The organism is Thalassoroseus sp. (assembly GCF_984380535.1).
Window position 1 is genome coordinate 122,968 of the sequence record NZ_CFHRBF010000003.1, and the last position, 26,011, is coordinate 148,978.

Sequence of the window (26,011 nt, forward strand, 5' to 3'; positions counted from 1 at the left end):
CGAAAATTCAAGACAGCGCGATGGGATCTTGATTGACAATAAACTTAGACGAAATCGATAATGTACGTTCCGTCAGAAGACTTGAAGATGTCAAGAAATCTTGGCATTTCGAGTCGGACGATGTTGCCAATTGACAACAGGTAGGTGGTGAAACAGCAACGCGGGCCTTCGTACATTTCATCGCATTAAGAATTGACTACCCGCTCTCCCAGGGAATTCGTGAAACTGATGCATTGATGCTCAGTGGTACGTTGGTTGCTGAGAGAGTGATTCGGACGGTTGAACAAACGAGTCTCTCAACTTGTTGGGGCCGAACCCCCACGACGATGCCCGCATTCAAACCGATTACCAACCATTCAACGCAAACTGTCTCTCGGCCGGTTGCGTTTTTTGGCTGCGCGGTGGCGGATTGCGGTTTTCATCGGTTGTCTCTGATTGACACAACGAAGGACAAGCCATGGGCCTGACCCACTGGATTCAAAAACTTCTCGGCCAGAAACCTGCGAAAACTCGTCAGCCTGAAGACGAGTACGTGCAGCTGTTCATGAGTCGGTTGGAAGATCGTCGGGTGCTCAACGCCGATTTCGGCGTCGTCGGCACCGAGTTGGTACTCAACGACTTCGCGCAAATCACCGACGAGAACCTGACCGTTCAGGAGAACACCGGCGCGGGAACTTTCGAGTTCGTGCTTTCCGAAGGGATCTGGACGGAAGATCCGGCCAACCCTGCGGTTGCTGGCATCTCCGGGGCGGGCACTGGGACTTTGTCTGTCGACACGACTTTGTTCCAAGGAGGTACGCCGACTCTGGAAAGCATTCTGATCGACGACTCTTTCGTGGGTGCCGGCATTGATCCCGATGTGACGTTCAACTCAGCTGACTTTAGCGATCTCGACGGCGACCTCGAATTAAACGGTGTCAGCAACGTTGTTTTGACCGCCACTGAAACGCTGACTGTTTCCACATTCAACGTTGATGCAAGCACAATTGTCTTCGACGGGGACTTAACCGGTACGGGCCTGGTCACGTTGGAAACGGATTCCGTGACGTCCGGCGGCGCGATCTCGATCAACGGATCGGTTGATGGCGTCGGCCTGACCGCAACGTCAGGGAATCAAGCTTTGACAATCGCCGGCAATTTGGGAACAAATACCGCGTTGTCGTCGTTGACATTGAACAACTCGACCGAAACCGGTGCGGTGAGTATCGACGACATCGGTACATCGTCCGCAGTTGGGGTTAGCGGCAATATCACGATCGGGAATAGCTCACTATCGAGTTTGACCTTCACGGGGACGCAGTATCAGAGTGGCGGAACTCAGTTTTACCGTGTTGGTTCTGGGCAGGAATACCTGTTCAATGCTGGTAGCGACGTTTCGATCGGCACGTCGGCGGTGGCCAATTTCGGGGTGAGTACCAGCGATCCGAATATTCGACTGACGGATGGGTCGAATCTGACGATCGATGCAGGAACAGGAAACGTACTGATTCTCGGTGGAATCCGCGGTACGAATGACGAGACTGTGTCGATCAATGCTAGCATCATTCAACTCGGAACCGTTGGTGACGCGGACGAGATTCTATCTCTGACCACCAGCGGTAGTACGCTCGACTTGCGTGGCGATATCACAACCAGCAGCACGGCTACCGGGAACCTTGTGACGATTAGTTCTACGTTTACCCAATTGCAAGTGGGTGGGAATGATATCATGATCGACACATCCGCGGGGAACGGGAATATCAGCATTAATAGTGTCCAAGGCGGCAGTCGTGACTTAACACTGAACGCCGGCAGCGGCACAGTGACGACTAACGGGAGCCTCGGGTTTACTGGTCAAGAACTCCACGACCTCACTATTACCGCCGGTACACTCAATCTCGGTAGCAACATTCGAACCGTCGCGCGTGATGAAGCAACCGTGGATACAGCAGGCGATGTGTTGCTGGATGCGACAACAATTAACGTTACAACGACCATCGAGATCGATACCACGGCCGATAACGGCGGGAATGTTGAAGACGGAACCCTCTCGGTAACCGGCCCCATTTCGGCGGCGGGGCAGAATCTCACGATTAACGTCGGCACGAATGGCCTGCAGCTCAACAATTCCTCCAACGACTTTGGCGGTCTGGCGTTGACGGCAAACAACGCCACCGTGGTCGACGCCAATATGCTTACACTTGGCGATGTAACCACACAAGCTCTCTTGAATTTGACGACCGGGTCCGGGAATTCCACGCAAACCGGTGGCACCACCATTAGCGGCACCGGAAGCTTTATCAAATCCGGAGCAGGTACACTCACACTTAGCGAAGCCAACACGTTTTCCGGAGCCGCCCAGATCACGGAGGGACGCGTCATCGTCACGAATGCGGACGGTCTCGGCGCGGACTCCGCCGCAACAACAGTCGATTCAACGGCGACCCTCGAATTTGGTGCCAGTGTTACGGTATCGGAACTGCTTATATTCGACGGGGGAACTTTGGAGTCCTCAAATTCCGTCTCTGCGACATTGACTGGCGGTATACAGCTAAGTGCCGATAGTGCTATCAACATTGGGAATAGTAGCCAAGTTTCTGTCAACTCGACGGTATCCGGTACCGGTGGGTTCACGGTCAACGGCGGCAGCGGAGGAAGCACACTTCGCTTGCAGCAAGTGAATAGTTTCGCCGGAGATGTCATTGTCGAATCCGGCACATTGTTGCTGGAAAATGCCGCGACACTTGGAAGCACCGCGGGCAACACGCAGATCGACACTGGCGGCTCTCTCGAACTGAATAACATCACAATCAACGGCGAATCGCTCGTTCTGGTGGGGGCAAGTTTCGCCAGCAGTGGCACGTCGCAATGGAACGGCACGGTTGCCATCTCCGGTAGCAACAGCTTCTCTCCGCAAATCGGTACCTTGACGGTCGGTGGAGTGATTAGTGGAGCCGGAAGTGTCACGACCGGCACCGGGACAACCATCTTCACAGCGGCAAATACCTATACCGGAACAACAACCGTCGACGGCACACTGCAGATCGGCAGTACCGGTTCCATTGCCAGCGATGTCACTGTCAACGGTACCCTGGATGTCGATGGAAGTGTCAGCGGCACCGTCACGGTCGAATCTGGCGGGACTCTGCAAGGGACTGATGGAACAGTTCTCGGAACGGTCACCATCAAGAACGGTGCAACACTCGCACCTGGCGACAGTCCTGGCATCATCACGTCCGGTGATTTGGTCTTCAACGAAGCGGCCACGTTCGCGGTTGAATTCGATGACGACAACGCAGCCGGCGCGACAGCCGGTACGGACTATGACCAAGTGCAGGCGATCGGTTCAGTCACGATTAGCACGACCGGTGCTGGAGTCGCGTTGGACTTGGCTGATCTCGGTTCCACGGATATCGATGTCGGCGATGTGTACGTGCTGATTGACAACGACGATACAGATGCAATCGTCGGCACGTTTACCACGGTCACCGCGGGTGGCTCGACAATTTTTAACGAAGTCGGCGGTCTCGAAGAAGGAGATACATTCGAATTCAACGGCACACAATTCCGCGCGTCCTACGTCGGTGGAACCGGCAACGATTTTACTCTGACGGTCGAAAGTATCTCACCGATCATCGTGGGTACCGCCGGCGACGATAACTTTGTCGTCTATCGATCAGACAATGGCACAGCGGGTGACGGGACCGATGACCGGATCGTCGTCGAACGTGATGGAACCGTCGTATTGAACGAGCTGTTTACCGATGTCGTTGGTTTGACGATCAACGCCGATGATGGCGATGACACCCTCACCATCGACTACTCCGCAACGACACAGAATGTCGGAAATTCGGTCGGCTTTTTCAGCTTGGTCAATAACGGCACGATTACCTTCAACGGCGAGGGGCAAACAACCCAAGATACGCTCATCATCAACGATGCCGATGGGGCAACGATCGACACGGTGACACATGTCTTTACAAATGCTAACGATGGCAATGTGGAAATCGTTTCTCAGAGTTCCGGTACGGGAAATATCGTTTACACCGGTCTGGAACCAATCACTGACAATCTCAGCACCGCCAATCGCGTCTTCACCTTCACTGGTGGCGATGAAACGATCACATTGACCGACACGACAAATGCCGGCGAATTACAAATTGACTCCACACTCGGCGAATCGGTGACGTTCAACGACCCCACCGCAACACTGACGATCAATGCCGGTACCGGGATCGACACGATTGTTCTCGAAGACACCGTCAACGTCGACGGCAGCCTGGATAACTTGACGGCTGCACTCACCATCAACGGGGATGCCGGGAACGACGAGATTCAACTCAACGCCAACCTATCACTGGGTTCGGCAACTTCCACGGGGAACGTGGTCTTCAATGCGGAAGCGACCGTGCTCGGTCAGGATGTTTCCATCGATACCACCGGAGGGGGATCGAACGGCGATGTCACCTTCCAAGGAACCGTGGACTCGGATGGCACCGCGAGGGCACTTTCGCTGACATCGGGCACTGGAACCATCGCCTTCACCAACAACGTCGGAACAACGGCTAGTCTTGCTAGTTTGTCGACCGACGTCGGTGGCATCACTCGGATCGATGCCGATGTCACCACCACCGGTGACCAAAGCTACGGCAATGTCGTTGCCATCACAGGGACCACCGTCCTGACTGCGGTCAACGTCGACTTTAGCGATCGCGTTATCGGGTTCAACGGTGGTGTCGCGGCGGATGGGTTTGGCGACCTGACCGTCACCGCGTCCGGTACGACCACATTCAGCAGTCAAGTCGGGCACGATGGCACCGCAATCGCTCGCCTCGTCAATCTGACAACCAATGGCGGTGGAACGACAATCTCGACCTATCCGTCAGCCAATGGTGCGGATCGCGCAATTGATGTGACCGGGACGTTGCGTTTCGACGATCAATACACCGCTGATGGCAACAAGGCATTTCGTGCAGACACGATGATTTTCAATGGGATCGTCGAAGGTCTTAGCGATGGTGCCGGTGCCTTCATCTTGAACGCCGACACCTCGATTGAATTCAATGCAGCTGTCGGAGCGACCAACCGGATTAGCTCGGTCACAACGACCGGGACCGCCACCACGTTTCTCAATACCACGCTCATTCACTCCACCAACGTGCAAAGTTACGGGACTGCAGTCGAGATCAACCCGGCTGGAACGGGGAATGCGGGCACGACTCGGCTCGATGCTGATAGCAACGGAATCATTTTCGGCAGCACGCTCCGCAGCGCGAACGACGCCGAGGATTCGCTAGTACTGACCGCGAACAACATCACCTTCAATGGTGCGATCGGCGACAACAGCCAACGTCTAAACAAACTGACAATTGATGACCTCAACGATGATGGCGTCACGAAGATCGTTGGAAACGTCAGCTTTAATGGCTCGATCACACTCTCAGGCAATCTTACCCAGGATGACGGAACCGGCACCACGACATTGAACGGCGGTAACATTGGAGGAAATCTCGATGTTACGAGCAGTATCGTGACATTTGCATCAGGGACCCTGGCCGTGACGGGGAACGTCACCGTTTCCGCAAGCGATGACGCACAAATCAACGCGGCAGTCACGACCGAAGGGAACGTCGATGTGTCTGCCAATGACGATATTACTTTCGGGGCTGCTGGTTCTGTGTCGGCGACCGCCGGTTCCGGGACGTTCACGTTTACCGCAGATGCCGACGGTGATGCGAATGGTACGGGCGGTGCCTTCACTCAGACTGACGGTGCCGTAATCTCAGCGGCGGGTGTCGTCACCATCAACGCCGACGAAAACGTGACCCTGGCTAACGTGCAGACGTCGAGTACAGGTTTCAATCAAATCAACATCACGAGTGGTTCGGGCGCGATTGTGGATGGCGGAGATACCGACATCGATATCGTCGCGGATTTTGCCTCGGTGAATCTCACTGCAGCCACGTCGATCGGGGGACTGAATGTCGGCGAGGAAATCGAGACCACAATCTCGACGTTGGACGCAACCGCCTCGGCTGGTGTGATCGGAATCCTAGAGAGTACTGGTCTTAGTCTGAACAATGTTTTGGCATTGGGCGTGAATGGAGTTGTTGAGGTTGCAAGTACTCTCTTCAACGTCCAAGCCGGGAACGTGCAAGCCACCGATCGCGTCACATTGAACGCCCTGAGTGCCACTGGCAACGTCAACGAATTCGGTAACGACGCCTCGGCGGACATCACGGCTGCGAGCGTCTCACTGCTTGCAGGCGGGAATGTGGCGGTCGGGAACACATTGGAACTCGATACCGATACTCTCGCGTTTGCCGTCGGGGGGAGTATCTTCGTCACAAATGATGGTGCCTTGACCATCAACGACGTAGATACGTTGACCGCTTCCACCGCAGGCGCGGGTGGCTCAGTTGTTGCAAACAGTCCGCTGACAATCGCGCACAATGTCACCATCGGAAATAGCACGCCCGACGCGACCATGGCGGACATGACCTTCGAAGCCGGTGGTCAGGATACCGTCGCTGATGATGATCTCACCATCCTAGCTGGTGCGACGGTGCGTTTGGTCGATGGAGACGCCAGTACGTTGACGTTCCTGGCTGGGGACGACGTAATCCTCGTCTCCGATGCCGACCCGCGTATCGAAACCGCGAACAATGCCGATCACGTGGTCGTCATCACCGCCGATACCGAAGGATTGACTGCACCGTCGGATAACGATCGCGGTTCGATTACTCAGACGGGAACTGAGGTGACGATCGTCGCCTCCAGGCTGACCCTGAACTCGTTCGATGGTATCGGGGACAGCTCCGGCGATGCCGGTACGACTGCCGACAATGCGTTGCAAATCGACGTTGATTTCCTGACCGCTATCAATCTCAATGGCGGAGCCAACGTTAACGACATTCGAATTACCGAACGCGATGACGTCGGCTTGGTCGAGATCGTCAATCCAGGACTCGTCGCCACGATCACAGCAGGCGGCGCGATCACGGATGGTTCGACAGCCAACGAGAATGCGAATGTCCGGGCTGGCTCACTCGCGTTGCGTGCGGGCAGTGGGATCGGCGTTGCGGAAATGAGCAATAGTGCAACCGATGACGACGATATCGACGTCCAAGTTCTGAACCTAGCGGCGACCACTGCCACCGGCGACATCAGTATCTCCGATAGTAACGATGCCGGTTCGGTGCTAGACGATGGCTTAGCGATCAGTGTGGTCGACTCGCTCGTTGGAATCTCGATCACTGCGGCCACCGCAGACGATGATATCCTCATTCGGCACAGCGGTGATGGGAACGACGTCTTCGATGTATTCCGTGACGTCACCATCACGCCAGGTACCGGATTGACAGCCGGTGGTATCACGTTGATTCAGTCTGACGACGCCAACCTCGATATCGAAGCCGACATTCTCAACTCCGGCGGTCGTGACAGCTTGAATCTCGACGGCGGTAGCATTGAACTGATCTCGTTCGCAGATGTCGAAATTCTCGACCGGGACATCGACGGGAGCGCGTTGACAATTTCGACAGCAACGGTCGGTGGTGTCGATACCGGAAACATCGAAATCCATGCCGGTCGCGTGATTGATTACTTCAATCCAGCTTCGCAAACTCTAGGTTCAACCGACGGCGATATTCTGACAAGTTCCGGTTTAGATGCGACCATCACTACTGATGATTCGGACGCCGGCAGCAGCAATGGCAACATTTTGTTGACGGCCACTGACGACGTTCAATTGGCCAATATCACGGCGGGGGCTGCGTCGGTTGGGACCTCGGGCATCGTCTATGTCATTGCAGACAGCAATGTGGACGGGACTGGCTATCAGGACGGGACCGGTTCCATCGTCGACTCGAATAACGGGGAGACCGCGAACATCACGGCGTTGGCGGCTGTGTTACGAGCCGGGACTGGAGTCGGCGATGGAGTGAGTGGGCTCGCGGATATCGATCTTGCCGTTGCGACGGTCGCGGCTGAGACGGATTCCGGCGATATCAACGTTCGAAACGACGGATCTCTGACGATCGGAAGCATCGCGAGTGCGATCTTCAGCAAGTTCGGTGTCGCTCCATTACTTAGCGGTGCCACGATACTCGATGACGTCGCGATCGGGACTGATGCACAAGACTCGACAAACGACACGATCACCATCGTCGCCGCAAGTCCTTTGATCGTCGATGCGACTGTCGTCAACAACGATGCGGGTAACATTCTCTTGGCGGCTCAAGGCAGCACGAACGCCTTAGTGGGCACGTTTGCGTCGAGCGATGACGATCTGCAAATCAATGCCGACATCACCGCCGCTGGTGGGAACGGCAATATCACCTTGCTCGCAGGTGGGGATATTCTTCAGACCACTGGTGCCGTGTCGGCAGCCGGGACTGGTGTCGTCAACGTCTCCGCGGGTGAAGACTACAACGACGGTACGAATCAAGCGGGCAATGCCGCTGCCGACGTCGTCATGTCCGATGGAGCGGTCATTCAGTCCGCTGGCGGAAATATCGACATCGAGGCTACTCGAAATGTCGTCTTGGGGCAGGTGACGACAACCACAACCGTGTTCGTGACCGCCGACGACAACGATTTCGGTCTGACTGACAACGTCGGTGCGATAAGCGATGCCACACCTGCCAACGATACCGGCGGAACTGCGCTCAACATCATCGCGAATACCGCAGTCCTACAGGCAGCCACCGGCATCGGTGATGCTGCTACCGATGATGCAGATATCGACATCGATGTGACAACTCTTGCGGCCTACACCGAAACGGGCGACATCAGCATTCAGGATCCGTCCGACCTCACTCTGGCGGCAGCAGGCGGATTGACGAACGCGATCGAAATTGGCACCGGCGGCGCCGATGATCACATCCTCGTCCGTGAGGGGAATGGCATTTTGACCGTGAACTCTCTCGTAACGAATGCCGGTGCTGGAAGCATTACGCTTGCCTCCGATCTCGACGCGGCTGGTGACGATCTTCTCGTCAATGCGAATGTCACCAACACGAACTCTACCGGCGGCGATATTCGGCTCATTTCGTTCGGTCATGTCATTTTTGGTAATGGGACCACGCTAAATACCAATGGCGGTGATGCTGAAATCCACGCCGGACGCCAATACGTATTCGGGGCCAACGGTGGCGGAAGCTTGGCGAATTTCCAGGCGTCTGACGTCCAAGCCACCGCTGGCGCTGCGACTCCGGCTTACAACATCAATACGGATGGCACGAACGCCGACGGGAATGTGCTCGTGACCGCCGGACGTCATATCGAACTGTCGGCGATCACAGCCGGTAGCGGCACCGTGTTTCTCACCGCCGACGCAAACGGAAGTGGGGATGGGGCAATTAGCGACTTCTCCGGTGGCACGACCGTTGACGTGACGGCTGCGAATGCTGTCTTCCGTGCTGGCAGCGGCATCGGAACAGATGCGGAAGATCTCAATGTCTTGTTGAGCCGAAACTTCTCGGGGGCAACCGGACGCGGCGACATCCATGTGGCCAGCTCCGGGAACTTGACGACCGGTCCTGTCTCAGCGGCCACCTTCGATATCGCCGGGAATACTTTTTCTGGGGCACTATCCGGTGTGTTCATTACGGATGCTCTGCCATCGCTCACTGGTGCCGATAATTCGGACTCACTCGGCGGTGCGAACAGCGGTGACGACAACATCACATTGACGGCGAACGGTTCACTTTCGATCGGTGCGGTAGTCGTCAATCTTGATGCTGGCGACATCAATCTGAACGCAGTCGGTAACACATTGACAGTCAACGCAAATGTGGCCGCTATCGGTGCGAGACTGGCAGTCCCGGTGGTCGTTGGTGATATCCGAACAAATGCCGACACGATCATTCTCAACGCGCCAGAAGCCACCGTTACTCTGCCCAACGGGACAATGCTGACCAATGTTGCCACGCTACAAACTGATGGTGGTAACATCGATTTGAGTATGCCGGCGACATCGGTCATCGTCTTGCAGAACAACGCCGTTCTCGACACCGACTATGTTGAAGATTTCACCGACGCCGGAAGCATCCTCTTCCCGGCCAGCGGAACAGTTAGTGCCGCTCAAATGGATCTCATTCTGGAGTTGGACGTCCGTCGCGAAGGGAACTCAGTGAATGCGACGGCGGGTAACGGTGTGATTGGCATCGAAAGTCCAATTACGAATACCGGAGGTTTCTTCCTGGGAGCATTCATTGCCCGGACGGACGGCGTGGGAGTTGTTAACCTCAACGCTGACATCACGACCGATCACACGCTCAATGACCAGGATGCTGTCGGCCCCACGAATCTCACGGCGGCGTTAGGTGGCATCGTATTGGAGGGCCGAGTTCAGGTCGGTAACACGACTGGTGGAACCGTCACGCGGGTCCTTTCAACCGATGGTGTCACTGGTGGAGACGCCGGCGATATCGACCTCTCAGCGGCGGAACTGTTCGGATCGAACGTTGCCGGCGACGATTTGCAACTTAACGTCGCGACCACCGCGGCCGGCACGCTGGCGGGTGACGTCTTCCTCGGACTCGTTTCCAATGACGGAGGAGACGTTGGCGAAGAATATCTTCAAACGGTGACCGTGAACGCCACGAGTGGAACGGGAGCGGCTCGCACGCTCGACGGCACACTCGTCTTGACGAACAACGTCACACTCGATGCCGGAGCGGCGCCCGCTGCGTTTCGGTTCGATGGCGTCTCGGTTCTTCTCGATGCGGCCCTGGGGACTGTCATCGAAGTGACGACCGAGCAAGGCGGAAACGGAGATGGCGGAGCGGTCGACTTCGGTACCGCAACGATTTCCAGTTCGCAGGCTGGTGTCGATTTGGTGATCGACACTCGCAGTGGAAGTGACCTTGCACCCAACCATACTGCTCCATCGGGCAATGGGACCGCTGGGGCGATCACGATCGGCAACGTCAACGGAACGTTGATTGATCGCGTCGATGCGGTCACGCGAAACTTGTTTGACCGCACAGCCGGTGGCGGTGAGTTCGTCAACGATCTGACGCTCGATGCGCTTGGTACGGGAGCCGTCATCACGATCGATTCAGACACCGCCAGCACCACCGAGATTCGCACCGATGACGATGGTTCCGCGACGTTCAATGCGGAATCGGGAGACGTCACAATCGCCGGTGATTGGCGGCTTACCGAGTCGACAACGATCGACACAAATCAACCCGGCAATCCCATCATGGCGGGATTCGTCGATGAGAGTAGCGGCGGTACTGTCACATTGATCTTCGCCAATCTTTCAGCCGTCGCGTCAAATGTTGACCTATCCATCGACACTTCAGTCGCTACCGTTGGCAACACGCCGAACCTCAATGGCGGCGAAGTTCAACTCGGAAATATCAATAGCACGGGCGGTGGCACGGCACTGAACAACATCACGATCGTGACCGATGGAGGAGGTTCCCTTGGGGAAGCAGGCGATCTTGAGTTTCATGGCGATGTCATCATCGACGGCACCTTCGACTCGACAGCCGCTCATACGATCTTCCGCAGCGCGATTGGCCCCAGCTACTCGCGTTCGGCACTGCTCGATAACGCCTCGCTCACCGCTGGCACTGCATACGTTCGTGCCACCGGAAGACGAAGCGGCGATCGCACCGGAGACGCTGGAGACCCGACTCGACAAGGGGACGGGGCCGACCTGATCATGGAAGAACCCAGCGTGGCGGGTGAGATATTTATCATGTCGACCGTCGGCGAAGTTGTGCTCCAAGCCAACGATGACGTATTCCTGCAGCGAGTGATTGCAGCAACAGACGCTTTCATCGTGGCCGGTGCGGATAACATCGACGCCGGAAAAATCGTCGATTACTCGTCAGACGAGACGCTCGCGAACGTGACAGCCATCAATGCCTCGTTCATTGCAGACGACGGCATCGGCGCGGCATTCAGTGACACGAACTCGGGAGACGAGGCAAACGATATCGACGTCGAAGTCACCAATCTCGCTGCGACATCGAACTTCCGCGACACGGAACTGGCTGAGGTTCCTGGCACGAGTGGACCAATCCAGACGGTACCAATTCAAACGGGCGACATTTTCATCAGCGATGCCGGGAGCCTGACAATCGCTGATCTTTCCGGCACAACGCTGGATGGAATCACGGGAGCCAATGGAGTCTCCATTACCGGTGCGGGTGCCGCTCAGGATATTCTCATTCGCGAGGGGGCAGTGAACGGGGGGGGCGACGAGTTTACGGTCAATGCCAACGTGACGAACGCGAGTGCCGGGCATATTACCCTGGCGGCGTTTGACGGTGACCGTCGGGGCGTCAATCCTGCTCCAGACGTCAGCGGTCTAACCATCAACGCGAACGTCACCAGTACGGGTGGCGACGTTCGACTGTATAGCGAGGTGGATGTTGACTTCACGGGGATGGCGGTGGTCGATACCAACGGCGGTGGAGCCCTCGTCCTTGCGGGAGTTGCATTTAGTTATACCGGCGGCTTTATAAATACGGGAGATGTCCTTGGTGACTTGACCATGGCAAGCGGCGCTTTGATCACGACCGCCGGTACCACAGATGGGGATGTCTTGGTCGCGGCTCAGCATAACGTTGCTCTCGCGCGGATCGATGCCGGCACCGGCAATGTGGCAGTACGGGCAGACACGAACGATGACCGCGATGGGGCCATCACCGACAACCAAGCGGACGAATCCCCCAACGTCATCGCTGCGAATTTGCAACTTCGCGCAGGTGATGGAATCGGAACTGGCATTGGCCCAGCTGATACGGACATTGACACCACCGTTGGCGTCCTGGCGGCGATCACAAGCACCGGCAATATCCACGTCCAGAACACGACGAATCTTGCCATTGGGTCGGTGCCGACCGTGAGCATTCCGGCGAATGACTTCGTCGTTATCGGCGTAGCTGGATCGTCTGGGGTCGCCATCTTGGATGACGCGGTCGATGCCAACACGGGCACGTTCTCAATCGATGTGAGAGCCACCGGTTCGCTTACCGTGAACGATACGGGTGTGATCCGAAACGGCGTGATGGTCTTTAACGAGACGGTCGTCAACGCCGATGCTGGGAACATCACCCTGTCGGCAGAAGGCACGACGTCGAGTTCCGATTTGACAATTAACGGTGATATCGCCGCGTTTGGAATTTCGGCCGCTGCGGTTGATGGCACAACAGGCGGCAATATCCGTCTGTTCGCGGGCGATACAATTTCGCTCAACGGCGGAACTGCACGATCGATCTCGACCGAAGGCACCGGGCAAATCTTCTTGTTTGCTGGTTCCGACCGTTTCAGTACGCTTGCCGGTTCCGATGCTGGCGACATCCTGATGAGCGATGGCTCGCGAATCACGTCTAACAATGGACACATCGGTTTGAGTGCTGCTCGAAATATTGAACTCAGCCGAATCATAACGGGGGGCAATGTTGCCGTCCGCGCCGATTCGCGGGTCTCCCATGATGGCAGCGCCGACTTTACGTTGAACGGTACCGGTGCGATTTTTGATAACCTGACCGGGGAAGGTTTAGGGAATGAAAACATCGTCGGGAACTTCTTGCAACTCACCTCCGGCAGTGGAATCGGTGACGACAGCGAAGACATCGACACCGGCGTGAACCAACTTGTCGCCGAGACCGACTCAGGCGATATTCATGTGAAAAACACCGGGAATCTGATTATCGCGGCTGGGTTTGGACTGGAATATTCCCCAAGTCCAGGTCAAATGGCTGACATTGACACCGTTGGGGTAAGTATCAACGACGATGCCGGGCTCGGCGGCGATGCTCAAGACAGCACTAACGACAATATTACGATCGTCACGGCGGGAACCTTCAACGTCCTCGGAGCGGTTCGCAATCGGGATGATGGCGACGTAACATTGTCTGCGCGAGGTTCAGCGGGTGTCGATCTACTCACGATCTCAGCCGATGTTGCGGTTGTTTCGGATACGGGAATCGGAGGGACGGGTCGTATCTTCCTCGACGGTGAAGGCGTGAGTCTCACGAGCGGAACCGTTTCGACGGAGACCGGCAGTATCGCCGTTGATGTCGGTACCAATACACTTACGACGGCGGCAGTTGCCACCATCTCGACGACTTCCGGCAACGTCTATATCTCAGCCGACAATGCCGATTTGGCGGGAGAGATTTCCACCACCGCCGGCAAAATCCTCATCGCTGCCGACACAACCACCCGACTAATATCTCTTGGTGCTGGCGCAGTTTTGGGACTGGCAATCGATGATAACGAACTGAACCTGCTATCCGCACCGACGATTGTCATCGGTGTGAATCCAAACACGCCCAACGACCTCTTTGGCGGCCAACCGTTCGATAACCCCGAAGGATTGTTCCCTCATATCGATCCACCGGGAACAACTGCTGGTCCAGAAACTGACAACCCGTTCGGTGGCGTCACGAGCGGTTTGATTACCTTCGGCAATTTCGTCGCGGATTCCGAATTTGCAACCGGAGAACTCGAATTGTTCACAACGGGGCAAATCTCGTTGACGGGAGCGATTGATCTGACAACGGGCCCGATGCGAACGCTCGATCTGATCAGCGGTGCCGCCGGAATCACACAAAGCCCGTTTCCGCTCGGTGCTCTCAGCGTTAGCCGACTTGCGGCCCGCAGTACAGGCGGCATGATTTCGCTCGACAGCAGTTTCAACTTTGTCGATGTCTTCGCCGCGATTACTGATGGCGGGAACATTTCCTTCACGGAGCAAGATGGCTTCACCGTCGACGTGGCCGGAAACGGTGGATGCACAATGACGGACGTAGTCGGTGTCGTTTCCAACGGAGGAAATATCACCCTACAGACCGGCGGGAATCTGACGATCGACGATGCAACGACGACCACAGTCGCAAATATCAATGCTAGTACCGGCGATGTCACACTGACAGCCGATGCCAACTTGTCTGCCTTGTTGGGTCCAGCTAGCGACGGTGTCGGGGCGATTATCGACGGTTCAATCGGCGAGTCGGCAGGAAACGTCAACTCCGCTGATACGAACGTCATTGGCAACGTGGTGACACTCTCCGCCGCAAGTGGTATCGGAAGTGACAACACTGGCTCGGAATTCGGCGATTCCGAGGACCTTGACATCAACGCCACCATTCTCACCGCCACAAACACGACGAGTGGGGCAATTCAAATCTTCGAGGTTGACGATCTCCAATTAAACACTGTCGTCAATGTCGATCGAATCGTGGTGCTCGATGTCACCGGAGCAATCAGCGATGTCGATCCGCTTTTGGAGGGCACCCAAAATATTACTGCTGGTGCAGCGGCATTACGTGCGGGAACGGGAATCGGTAATTTCGCATACGGCATGCCGCTTACGGAAGGCAACGATATCGATGTGGACGTCAACACGCTGTCGGCGTTCGTCGCAGATGGAGACATTTTCATCACCGATATCAATAATGTCTCGCTCGATAACACCGATTCCATGCTCGGCGTTTTCGGTGGTTTGACAGAAGCGATTCGAATTGGCGGTGGTTCTGGCGACATTCTTATTCGGACTGAAGATGGAAATCTCAGCGTCGATGAGACCGTCACCAATGCCGGGACCGGGACACTGACCCTTGCGGCAGGAATCGGCGGACTGTTGGCCAGCGGCAATTTGAACATCGATGCCGACGTCACTACCACGACCGCCTCTGGCGGACATATTCGCTTTGTCGCCGAGGAAGACGTTAACTTCACCGGATCCGCAACGGTGCGTTCGAACGGAGACGACATCGAAGTGCATGCGGGGCGTGTGTTCAACTTCGATCAAACTCTCAGCGCTGGAGATGGCGACGGTGATATCACGATGGCCTCGACAAACCTCGCTGAAACCAGCTTGGTAACGGGCGGCGGTGACGCCATTCTGACAGCGACCGACAACGTGGCGATCAGTCTGATCGATGCCACTGGCCAGACAGTGTATGTGGTGGCCGATAGTGACCTCAGCGGCATTGGTGCCATTCTTGACAGCCGAGATGGTGATGGAAGCGGCAGTGCGAATATTATTGCAGCTTCGGCGTCACTCCGAGCCGGTGATGGTATTGGATCCTCGACAGTCGGTGGTCCCGCCGACGCGATTGACACCACGATCGACACCATCGCCGCCGTCACCGATCAAGGTTCGATCCGGTTGGATGATACGGATGCCCTGACGGTCGGCACTGTTCTTGGCGACATGTTCTCGGTTGATCTGACTGTGGGAAGTTATGGCGAAACGAGCACGGGGAATGTTGCTGATCTTTCCGGTCTGACGATTTCCGATACCGTGAACAACAATAGTGGCAACGACGAAATCCGCGTGCAAGCCGCATCGTTGACGGTCAACGACACCATCGCGAACTTGGACGTTGGTGACGTTACTCTGCACGCCGTGACCGGCGCGGTCACTTTGAATGCGAATGTTACTTCCGAGCGAGTTCTCGGAAGTGGCAACTTCATGAATGGCGGGAACAATCCTTCGGGCACGATTCGCATCAATGCAAACAGTAACGTCACGCAAATTGCGACAGCGACGATCACCGCCGATACTCTCGGTGTGATTTCGGCGACCGGCGAAATTAATCTGCTGACCGCCGTAAACGATGTCAATAATCTTTCCGCCGCAACCGGCGGTGGGGACTTTGGCTTCCGAGATACCGATGGCTTTAATCTTCGTGCCGTCACATCAGTGACCGACGCGGCTTTCAATGCTTCAGGCCTCTACGGGGGAACGAATGGTCTGAATGTTGGGACCGGTACTGTGAGACTGATCGGTCAAGGTTCGGCAAACAATGTCGAAGAAAACAGCCTCATGCAGGACGGCGTGACCGGTGGAATCATTGCAGGAAGTTTCGGCATTCGATTGACTGGCGGCGATGTGCGTTTCGATCCCAATGGAGCTATGGGGTCTGCAATCAATGACGTCGATGTTCTGACGGCTGAAGTCACACGACGCGATATTGGCGGCGGCACCTTCATCGGAGGCTCGTTGCAGTATTCCGATACCGATGAACTTACAATCGGCAGCGTTACCAGCCGTGATGTGTTTGCTGATTTGTCCGGTCTGAGAGTTGAAGTCGATGCGTTGATTTGCGTGGGCAAGGTCGCCATGGGGGCTGAGGGCTTAGTGATTTCCGAAGCCATCGCAGTGGGAACTCCCGCATCCGCCATGGGCGGGCCCGTAATGGGCGGGATCGGTGGAACGCTGCGCATCCGGTCGGCGGGAACGATCACTCAAACGGCTGTCTTGGAAGCCGTTAATTTGGGGATCATTGCCGGTGCTAATGTCACGTTGGAACTGGGCAACGATGTCGATGTGCTGGCCGCCGACGTCATGGGCAACTTGTTCTTCAACGATGTCGACGACTTCAGCACGGGAACTGTCACAGCGCTGGGTTGCTTTGATCGGGATGTCACCGGCATTTCGGCGACGGTGGTCAATATCTGTGCCAATGAAATCAGCATTAATGCAGCGATCAACGCGAGCGATGCCGTCCGCTTGCTGGCCCTCACTGGGAACATTACGCAAACAGCAGCTATTCAAACCATGAGACTCGGGGCGCGGACGGCTCTCAATGGTGACATCGTACTGACGAACACCAACAACGACGCTGACATCATTGCCATGCGATCCGAAGGCGGCAATATCAGCTACACCGATAGCGATGGCGTGATCGTCGACTACATCGACGCGGACGAGTGCTTTGTAGCCGATGTTGTTGGGGTCACCACGCCCGGTGGAAACATCACACTGACCACTGGCAATGTCAACGCCGGTGGGAACAGTGCCAGTACAGACCTCGTGATCGACGACGCCGGTAACACACCGCAAATCGGGTTCATCAGCACTGGTGCGGGAGCGGGGACGGTTACGCTTTCCTCTCAAGCCGGTATTGTCGACAACTCACCTGGGGAGTCAGCCGCGGCCGATGGTATTAACATCGCGACTCTCGGTGCATTTACAGGCAATCAGAACGTCAACATCGCCGCTGCAATGATTACGTTGCGAGCGGAATCTGGTATTGGTTCCGACGCTGGACTGTTCGCTGACCCCGGTGATCTCGACATTGATGCAGACACATTGTTCGCAGAGAACGTCACCGTTGGGCACATCCAAGTCTTCGACGTCGATGACATCGCACTCGGCCAGCCGATTGACGGCACCGACAGTCAAGGGGGGATCGAACAGGGGGGCATCGAAAACCGCGGTCGGTTGGTCATCATCGATGCGGCCGGTCAGATCACTGATGTCGCGGCTAGCGAAACCTACGTCGATTCGACGAATACCGTGCGAGATGCATTCAATGTCATCGCTGGCACGCTCGGACTCCGTGCGGTCAACGGAATCGGCAATTACGACTGCATGATGCCAACGGAAACGAACGATCTCGACATCAACGTCGATAATCTCGCCGCAACAACCCGGTTCGGTGACATTTTCATTTCCGATCGCAGCCAACTGACGATTTCCTCGGACGGCGTGCAAGGCGTGACCGATGCCGACGACGTGGTGGGTCTAACGATCACTCGCAATGGTGCCGATCAAGAGATTTACGTCCGTGAAGGTCGCCTGAATTCCAATGATGTCATCAACGGTGGTGACTTCGTCGTTAACGCTTTGATCGAAAATGTCGCGACCGCTGGAAATGTGACTCTAGCTGCATTCGGGACGAATGCGACTGGGACCGAAGCACTTGTCCTCAATCAAACTGACGTCAATCGCGACGGACGTGTTCGGACCGCCGATGGCAGCATTCGGTTGATCAGCGAACAAGACGTTTTGATCAACAATACCGCCATGGGGTCGAATCCGGTGGTCTCTTCCGGGACATCGGGAGAGGTGGTCATCGCGGCAGGATTCACGTTGCCGTTTGTTGGGAACCTAGCCAATAGTGCGACCGTCGACACGGAAATTGCAGGTGCCGACATCGTTATGGAATCGGGTTCGCAAGTTGTCACAAACGGCAATCTTGGGAACGACGCGTTGTTAATGGCCCGCCGAAATGTTGCGTTGAGCCAGCTTAATGTGAATCGGGCGAATGCATACATCGTGGCCGATGCCAATACTCTGGCGATGACCGGCAACGGAATTGGGGCCATTACAGATTCCCAAGCGGATGCGACTGCCAACATTATCGCGGCGAACGCCTCGCTTCGGGCGGGCAGCGGCATCGGAACCGCTAACGATGATCTCGACTTAATGGTCAATCGACTGGCGGCCGTAACGGATTCCGGTGACATCGTCCTTCAAAATGTGAATGGATCGAGTGGATTGACGATCGGTCGGGTCGATGGTGGGTCATTCGACCTCAATTGCGACGATATGATTCTCGTCGGCCCGCTGGAAGGTGTGACCATCGCCGCCATGATGGGCAACAACTCTGGCAGCGACCGCATCGAAATTCGCGCGACCGGTGGAGCGAATGGATTACTCACGGTCTCTTCGAATGTCGTCAATAATGACACGGGGGCTATCGTCCTCGCAGCAGAGGGTGTTGCGACAACGGACGACTTGGTTGTCGATGCAGACATTACTTCGGCCGGCGGACCGACTCAATTGGTCGCAGGCGATTCCGTCGTGCTTGGTCAAACACGGGCTGTTACGGTTTCATCGGCGGGTGGCGACATTTCCGTGACTGCGGGCACAAACTACAACGGCTTGAACATGGCGAATGCGTCTGATGGCGGTTCCGTCAATGGACCGGTTGCCATCGGAACTTTGAACGCCGACATTACCATGTTTGAGGATGGTGTCTCGCAAAGCGTTGTACAGTCGATCGGTGGTAACATCGGGCTGCGAGCACCGCGTGACATCTTTGTCACTCGACTGAATGCGGGCATGCCCGGCATGAGTGGAACGGTAGCCATCTTCGCAGATGCCAATCCAAATGGACTGCGTCAGGATGGAATCGGTCGCGTGCTGGACGGGCTACAGTCGGAAGCTCCAAACGTCATTGCCAATTCGTTGCTGTTAGCCGCGGGCGATGGCATTGGTGTTGTCGATCCCACAGACCCACGAAATGCGGGCCAATCGCCAAGCACGCTGAATGCGGCCGTCAATTTCAATACGAACGTCGGCCAACTGACAGGCTTCACTGACAGCGGCGACATCCACGTCGACAACGAAGGCGACCTCACGGTTACCCAATTGACATTCAACTTCGGCGACCTGACGGCAGCGATGGTTCCACCATCGTCATTGACAGGTATCACGATTGAAGATGCGGCCAACAGTGACAATGCAGCGGACGAAATCATTTTTTCGAATCAAGGCGCGCTGACAATCGTTCAACCGGTTCTCAATCGGAACGGTGGAGCGATTACACTCGTCGCGTTCGACGATGCGATTGGTACTGAGGCCGATGTTCTGACCATCTCGGCGGATGTGCAAATCCAGACGACGGCGGGAAACAGTGTCTCGCAAATCGTATTGGCGGGCCAGGGCGTCACCATTACGCCTGGGGCGTTCGATGCCACTCCAACCGTTCGATCTGAGAATGGTCAGATCACCGTCGATACGGTACTCACGCCCGTTGATCCATCGATGCAACCGAACGGCGATAGCACAGGGCGGTTCACGATGGACGCCGGCGCTGTTCTGCAAACTGCGAATCAGAATATCATCATCTCGGCCGATCGCGCAAGTCTGGCGGGGCTTATCTCTGCCGGCGGAAACGACCGTTTCATCCTGATCGCTCCCGACACCGGCACGACGAGCATCAATCTCGGGGGTGCCGCTGACGGAGTCAGTGATGGCATGTCGCTTTCGTTGGCCGACAGTGAACTCAACACACTTCAGGCTGAAATTGTTCGGATCGGCAACGCACCGATCGTCCGAAACAGCGTGGAAGAAACACTTGTCAGCCAAGCGAACGCAAATCTCGTCGGGATGAATGGCCCATTGAACGGTTCTGCAACTCGCGATATCGACACTCTGCCACAACCGTTCAACGGCGATACGACAGGCACGATTACCTTTGCAGGTGACTTCACCGCCCGCACTGCATTTGCCACAGAACTCTTCCAGTTGCGAACCCGCGACGCTGCGAATCTTTCGATGACCGACAACGTGGTCATCAATGCCAACGTCGATCTGAGTGACGCATTAGATCCGAGCACCGGCGGAAGACACTTCGAAATCTTCGCGGGCGGAAACATCACGCAGACAAACGCTCGCGTTCAAACCGGGTCGACCATGGATGACCGTGCGGTCGCCGATCTGACGGTGCGTGACGGAGATGTGTTCTACTCCGCTGAACGCTCGATTTCCCTTTCAGGCGGAGATTCCGGGACAATCGTGACAGCCAATGGCGAGATTCGTTTGTTGGCAAATGATCCCGAGCAGAGCACAGCGATGATGGTGCCGACCGGAGGAAGTTTTGCCGGCATCACGCTAACGAACAACGCGGAAATTCGCACCGGGGCCAGTAACATTCCTGGTGGTGACATCGTTCTTGACGGGCAGGGTGGAGACGCTGGGAACAACAGCGATGGTATTGTGATCGATAATTCGAGTATTCGGTCGGTCGGAACGACTCCCAATGCGGGAACCATCAGCATCTTGGGTATCGCAGGACGGATGACTGGTCCGACCGTCATCGATAACAACCAAGGTGTACGAATCACCGGTGCAAACTCGCTAATCTCATCGATCAATGGTGCGATGACCATCACCGGAACGAGTTTCGGCACCGGTGACGACAATCAAGGCGTTGAGATTTCGAATTCGGCACAACTCGAATCGTTGGGCACCGCGACAATCACGGTTCGTGGTACTGCCGGGCAAGAAACCGGATCAACGCCGACCAACGAGAGCGAAGGTCTCCTACTCACGTCGGCCGCTAGAGTCACCTCGACAGCAGCCGGAAATGTGTCGCTCATCGGGCAGTCGTTCGGTACGGGCAACAATAATGAAGGGGTGGAAGTCTCGGATCGTGTGCAGTTGACTGCAAATGGCAGTGCATCGTTGACCATCAATGGTTCGACCGGAAGTCAAACCCGGCGTGGCGTCAACGATAACGAAGGCGTTCTTGTCACGGGACCTGGGACCGTTGTGCAGACAAATACCGGATTCCTTGCCATTCAGGGCGTCAGCTTCGGGACGGGCGATCGCAACGAGGGGATCGACATTGGTGGAACTCTTGCGAGTACAGCAATGCCAGCGATTGGCGGTGTTCAGATTCGCTCGAATAGCGGCATGGTCACCATCGATGGAACTGGTTCAAGCGGTGTCAACGCCAACCGTGGGGTCCGGTTGCAAGGGAACGGTACCGTGGTCGCGACCACCACGGGCGTGCTAAATATCACGGGCAATGGCGGTTCTGATGGCTCCGCAGGCAGCGGAGACAACGACGGGGTGATGATCGACGCGAATGCCCAGGTCGGCGACATCAACCAAAACGGAACCGTGACAATCGTCGGGAACGGCGGCAATGGAAACGATCGCAATCGCGGTGTCCGCATCAACAATGGTGATGTGAACACGCAGAACGGTAACATCCAAATCATCGGTACGGCAGGTTCGAATGGCAATGACGGGATCGACAACGAAGGCGTGTTGATCGAAAACACTGGGACGGTTCGGTCGTCGGGAACGGCCGACATCCGAATTGAAGGTCTGGGCACTGGCGGGATGGATGGAGAGGGTGTCCTCATTACAGGGGTTGACACTTCGGTCTCCTCTGCCAGTCGTAACATCCTGATCCAAGGTCGCAGCAATGCCACAAGCACGACGCACAATGTCGCCACTGGGAACGCCGGGGTCGAACTGTCTGCGTCCGCCGTTGTGCGAGTCGGTAACGCTGGGAACGTGACGATCATCGGTGAGGATGTCGGCATCGGAAACGCGGCCACGAACGATGACAACGTCTTGATCGACGGACCAACAACGATTCTGGAATCACAGAACGGTCGTATCAATGTTGTCGGCGTCAACACGGATGTGCGACTTGAGAACGCAGAGTCCATGAATGTTGCCGCCGACAACAGGGGCCAAATTCGCACGGCCGATGGCCTCGTCACGATTACGGCAGCCGACGACATTCATCTCGGAGTCATCAACCTCAACAGCAATGACAACGCACCGAACGGCGTCGGTCATCTGCTGGCGGATCATGGATTCGGTACGACTGCTGATGCCGTCGCAACTTTCGGCGGCAGTCCCGACCTGACGATGTTGCGATCGATGACCATCTCCGATGGAGTCGGTCAAATTACAGATAATCGCGGCGGAGATGGGGCTTTGACAGGACCTAGCCGGCCTAATGTATTGGGCGGTCCGGTCACGTTGATCGCAGGGAGTGGCATTGGGATCGGTAACGGTGAAACGGCCCAAGCCGGCACCCGTTCGGTGGTCGCCAATAATGAAGCAGACATCGACGTCAATGTTCCGAATCTGGAAGCTTTGACCGCGACTGGTGGGATCAATCTCTGCAGCTATGCGTCAACGATGACAATCGGAGGAGTGCCAGGCAGTGACTTAATGGATGGCACCGGTCGGTCTGTGGGTCTCACCGTGGGCGAAGGAAATCCCGCGAGCAACGATGGAGACATCTTGGTTCGAGGGATCGGCCTACTGATCAGTGAGACTGTGACAAACACGGGGGCTGAAAACGCGACGTTTATGCGTCTACCCAACACCACAGGAAATATTACCGTCGAAGCCCTTGTGGATATCGCAGTGGGGACTCTGACCATCGATGCCGGTGCGGCGCTGCAAACCAACGGTGCAGGATCGATCAGCGCGGGCAGCAACGTGACATTGAATTCGAACACTGCTAGTTCCGAGTTCAACGCTACTGTATCTTCCCGAAGCGGTTCGATCGTTTCCACCTCGGCTACGTCGACAGTCATCAACGCCGGTTTCCAAGCAGGGCGAGACATTAATATCACCGCTCAAACGGCGGTCGGGATCAATGCAGGAGTCAGTGCCAACGGTAATCTGATGATCGACGCCGTCACCGATACGCTGACGTCAACCGCGCCGGGGCAGCTAACGGCGGACAATGTCACGCTTAGCTCCGCGGAAGCCTCTGTCTTCGGCGGTAGTGTGACGGCTCGTGGCAATATCGTGTCGCGGTCGGACAATGCAAATGTCACAGTGAATGCTGCATTCGTTGCTAGTCGCAACATTGATGTGACGGCCAATACGTTCCTGAGTGTCAATGCCTCGATGACTGCAGGCGACAATCTCAGCCTGAACGCCGTCAATGGCTCACTCGTCACGACCATTGGCGGTCGGCTGGTTGTCGGCGATGATCTTTTACTGCGATCGGCAGCGGAATCCATCATTGGTGGCGAAGTCGACACTGGCAGAGATATTAATTTCGTATCCCGTAGTTCCAGCATCTCCGTGAATGCGGAATTCGATGCTGGCGGAAACATGGTGATCAACGCCGCCACCGGGTTCGTCAACACAGCTCTGATGCGTGCGTTGTTCGGTGGTGATATTACCATTACAGCTGGTACCAATATCGAAGTTCGTGGTGACATTTACATCGTTGGCGACGCCCAAATCAACGGAACAGCGAGAACGGGCACTACGATGATCGCTCCGAACGCGTCCGTCGAACGACGACAAGGCAGCATTGAAAACAACGCTGTGTTCGGACGAGTTCGAGTCGTAGAGCCGAATATTTCCGAAATTCGAGTTTCCGATGTCAGCGCTCTCGGTGAAGTCACTGTGACGTTCAACATCGGCTCTTTGGATGAGGAGAACCTCACCTACATCATCGATTGGGGTGACGGTACCATCAGCATCGAGGGAATCGGCGGCGATGAACTGAACTTGCTGTTCAACCGGCCTGAGGGTGGCGTCACGGATGAAATCGTGCGTGCCCGTAACGTTGGCCCAACGACGCAAGTGAACGCCGGTGAAGAGGTCGCAACTCACACCTACACAACCGCTCCCGATCCCAACAATCCATCGGCCCCAATCCGAATCCTTTTGGTCGGCTTGAACGACCCGAATATCAATTTCGTCGGGAACGTCCCAGGGCCTTTGGATCGGGGCTCTAATAACTTGGCCGCCGGTCGCAACGCGACCGAAATGGGGGGCCAAAACGCTCTACCAACATTCAATGAAACTCTGGCAAGTTTGCTTCGAGGTGACCGGGCGGGACTAAACGGCTTCGGCTCGAGTGTTCAGTTTGACAAACGTACGGTGAGCGTGAACACGGTCGTGCCCAGTTTCGTGAATCCCGGTACTGGGTTCGGGACGGTGGTCTTCGACCTGTCCGCCACACCTCCGCCGCTGTTTAGTGGTGAGGCTGATGCGAATGACTTGATCACGGCCGACAATACGACGCCCGTCCAACTGAACCAGAATCAAGGATTCACCGGGAATACCCAGGATCAATCGGGGTCCGAAGAGAAGAAATTCCTGCTGCGAGTGCTTTCGCCTCGGGGCGAAGTTGTCGCAGAGTTCCAACTCACTGCGGAGGAAGTCAACAACCTGACCGCACTGTGGCGACGCTTCGCGGAAGCTGACGGTCGATATCAAGTTGTCGTTGTTGAAGGTGAACGAGAAGCGGTCTACCGGGACGTTACTCTCAAGCAAGGTCGAGTGGTTCAAGAACGGGAACGCACGCCGGATGACACGGGCCGTTCTCAAGTCGTTGACGAGAACGAAACGCCGGCCGAACCACCGGTGGGAGCAGACGACGGGGCTGCAGCCGACGCCGGTGGCAATGCGAAACCTGCCGAACAACCAGCTTCCGGTGCCGTCACTGCGATTCCCGCTTCCTCGCCGGTTTCGCCGGATGATTCTTGGGCCAACTGGCAACCAACGACAACTGGGAAAAAACTCACCCGGAAACTTGGCAGCAATGCCAATGACGCATCGACAAACGGTCTCACAGCAACCGCTGGTGTAATGGCAGCCGGTGCGATTGTCGGTCGCCGTGCCCAACAGCAGGCCCAGGACGAAGCCATCGCCGACTTCACGCGGCAAGACACGAAGGGCCGAAATGCCCGTCGCCGCCGACGTCCCAAGTAAAACGAAATGGCCCGCTCAAACACTATTTGAGCGGGCCATGGAATC

Annotated in this window: 1 protein-coding gene; it reads left to right on the top strand. The window is 56.1% G+C overall.

The window, feature by feature from the left end; genetic code table 11:
• Positions 1 to 457: 457 nt before the first annotated feature.
• Complete coding sequence (locus AC5DDB_RS05105) at positions 458 to 25,966, top strand: autotransporter-associated beta strand repeat-containing protein (RefSeq protein WP_491738607.1); 25,509 nt, start codon at positions 458 to 460, stop codon at positions 25,964 to 25,966.
• Positions 25,967 to 26,011 lie beyond the last annotated feature (45 nt).

Excerpts from the sequence above, each read along its gene's own strand:
- AC5DDB_RS05105 (WP_491738607.1), top strand. The coding sequence starts at position 458 with ATGGGCCTGACCCACTGGATTCAAAAACTTCTCGGCCAGAAACCTGCG.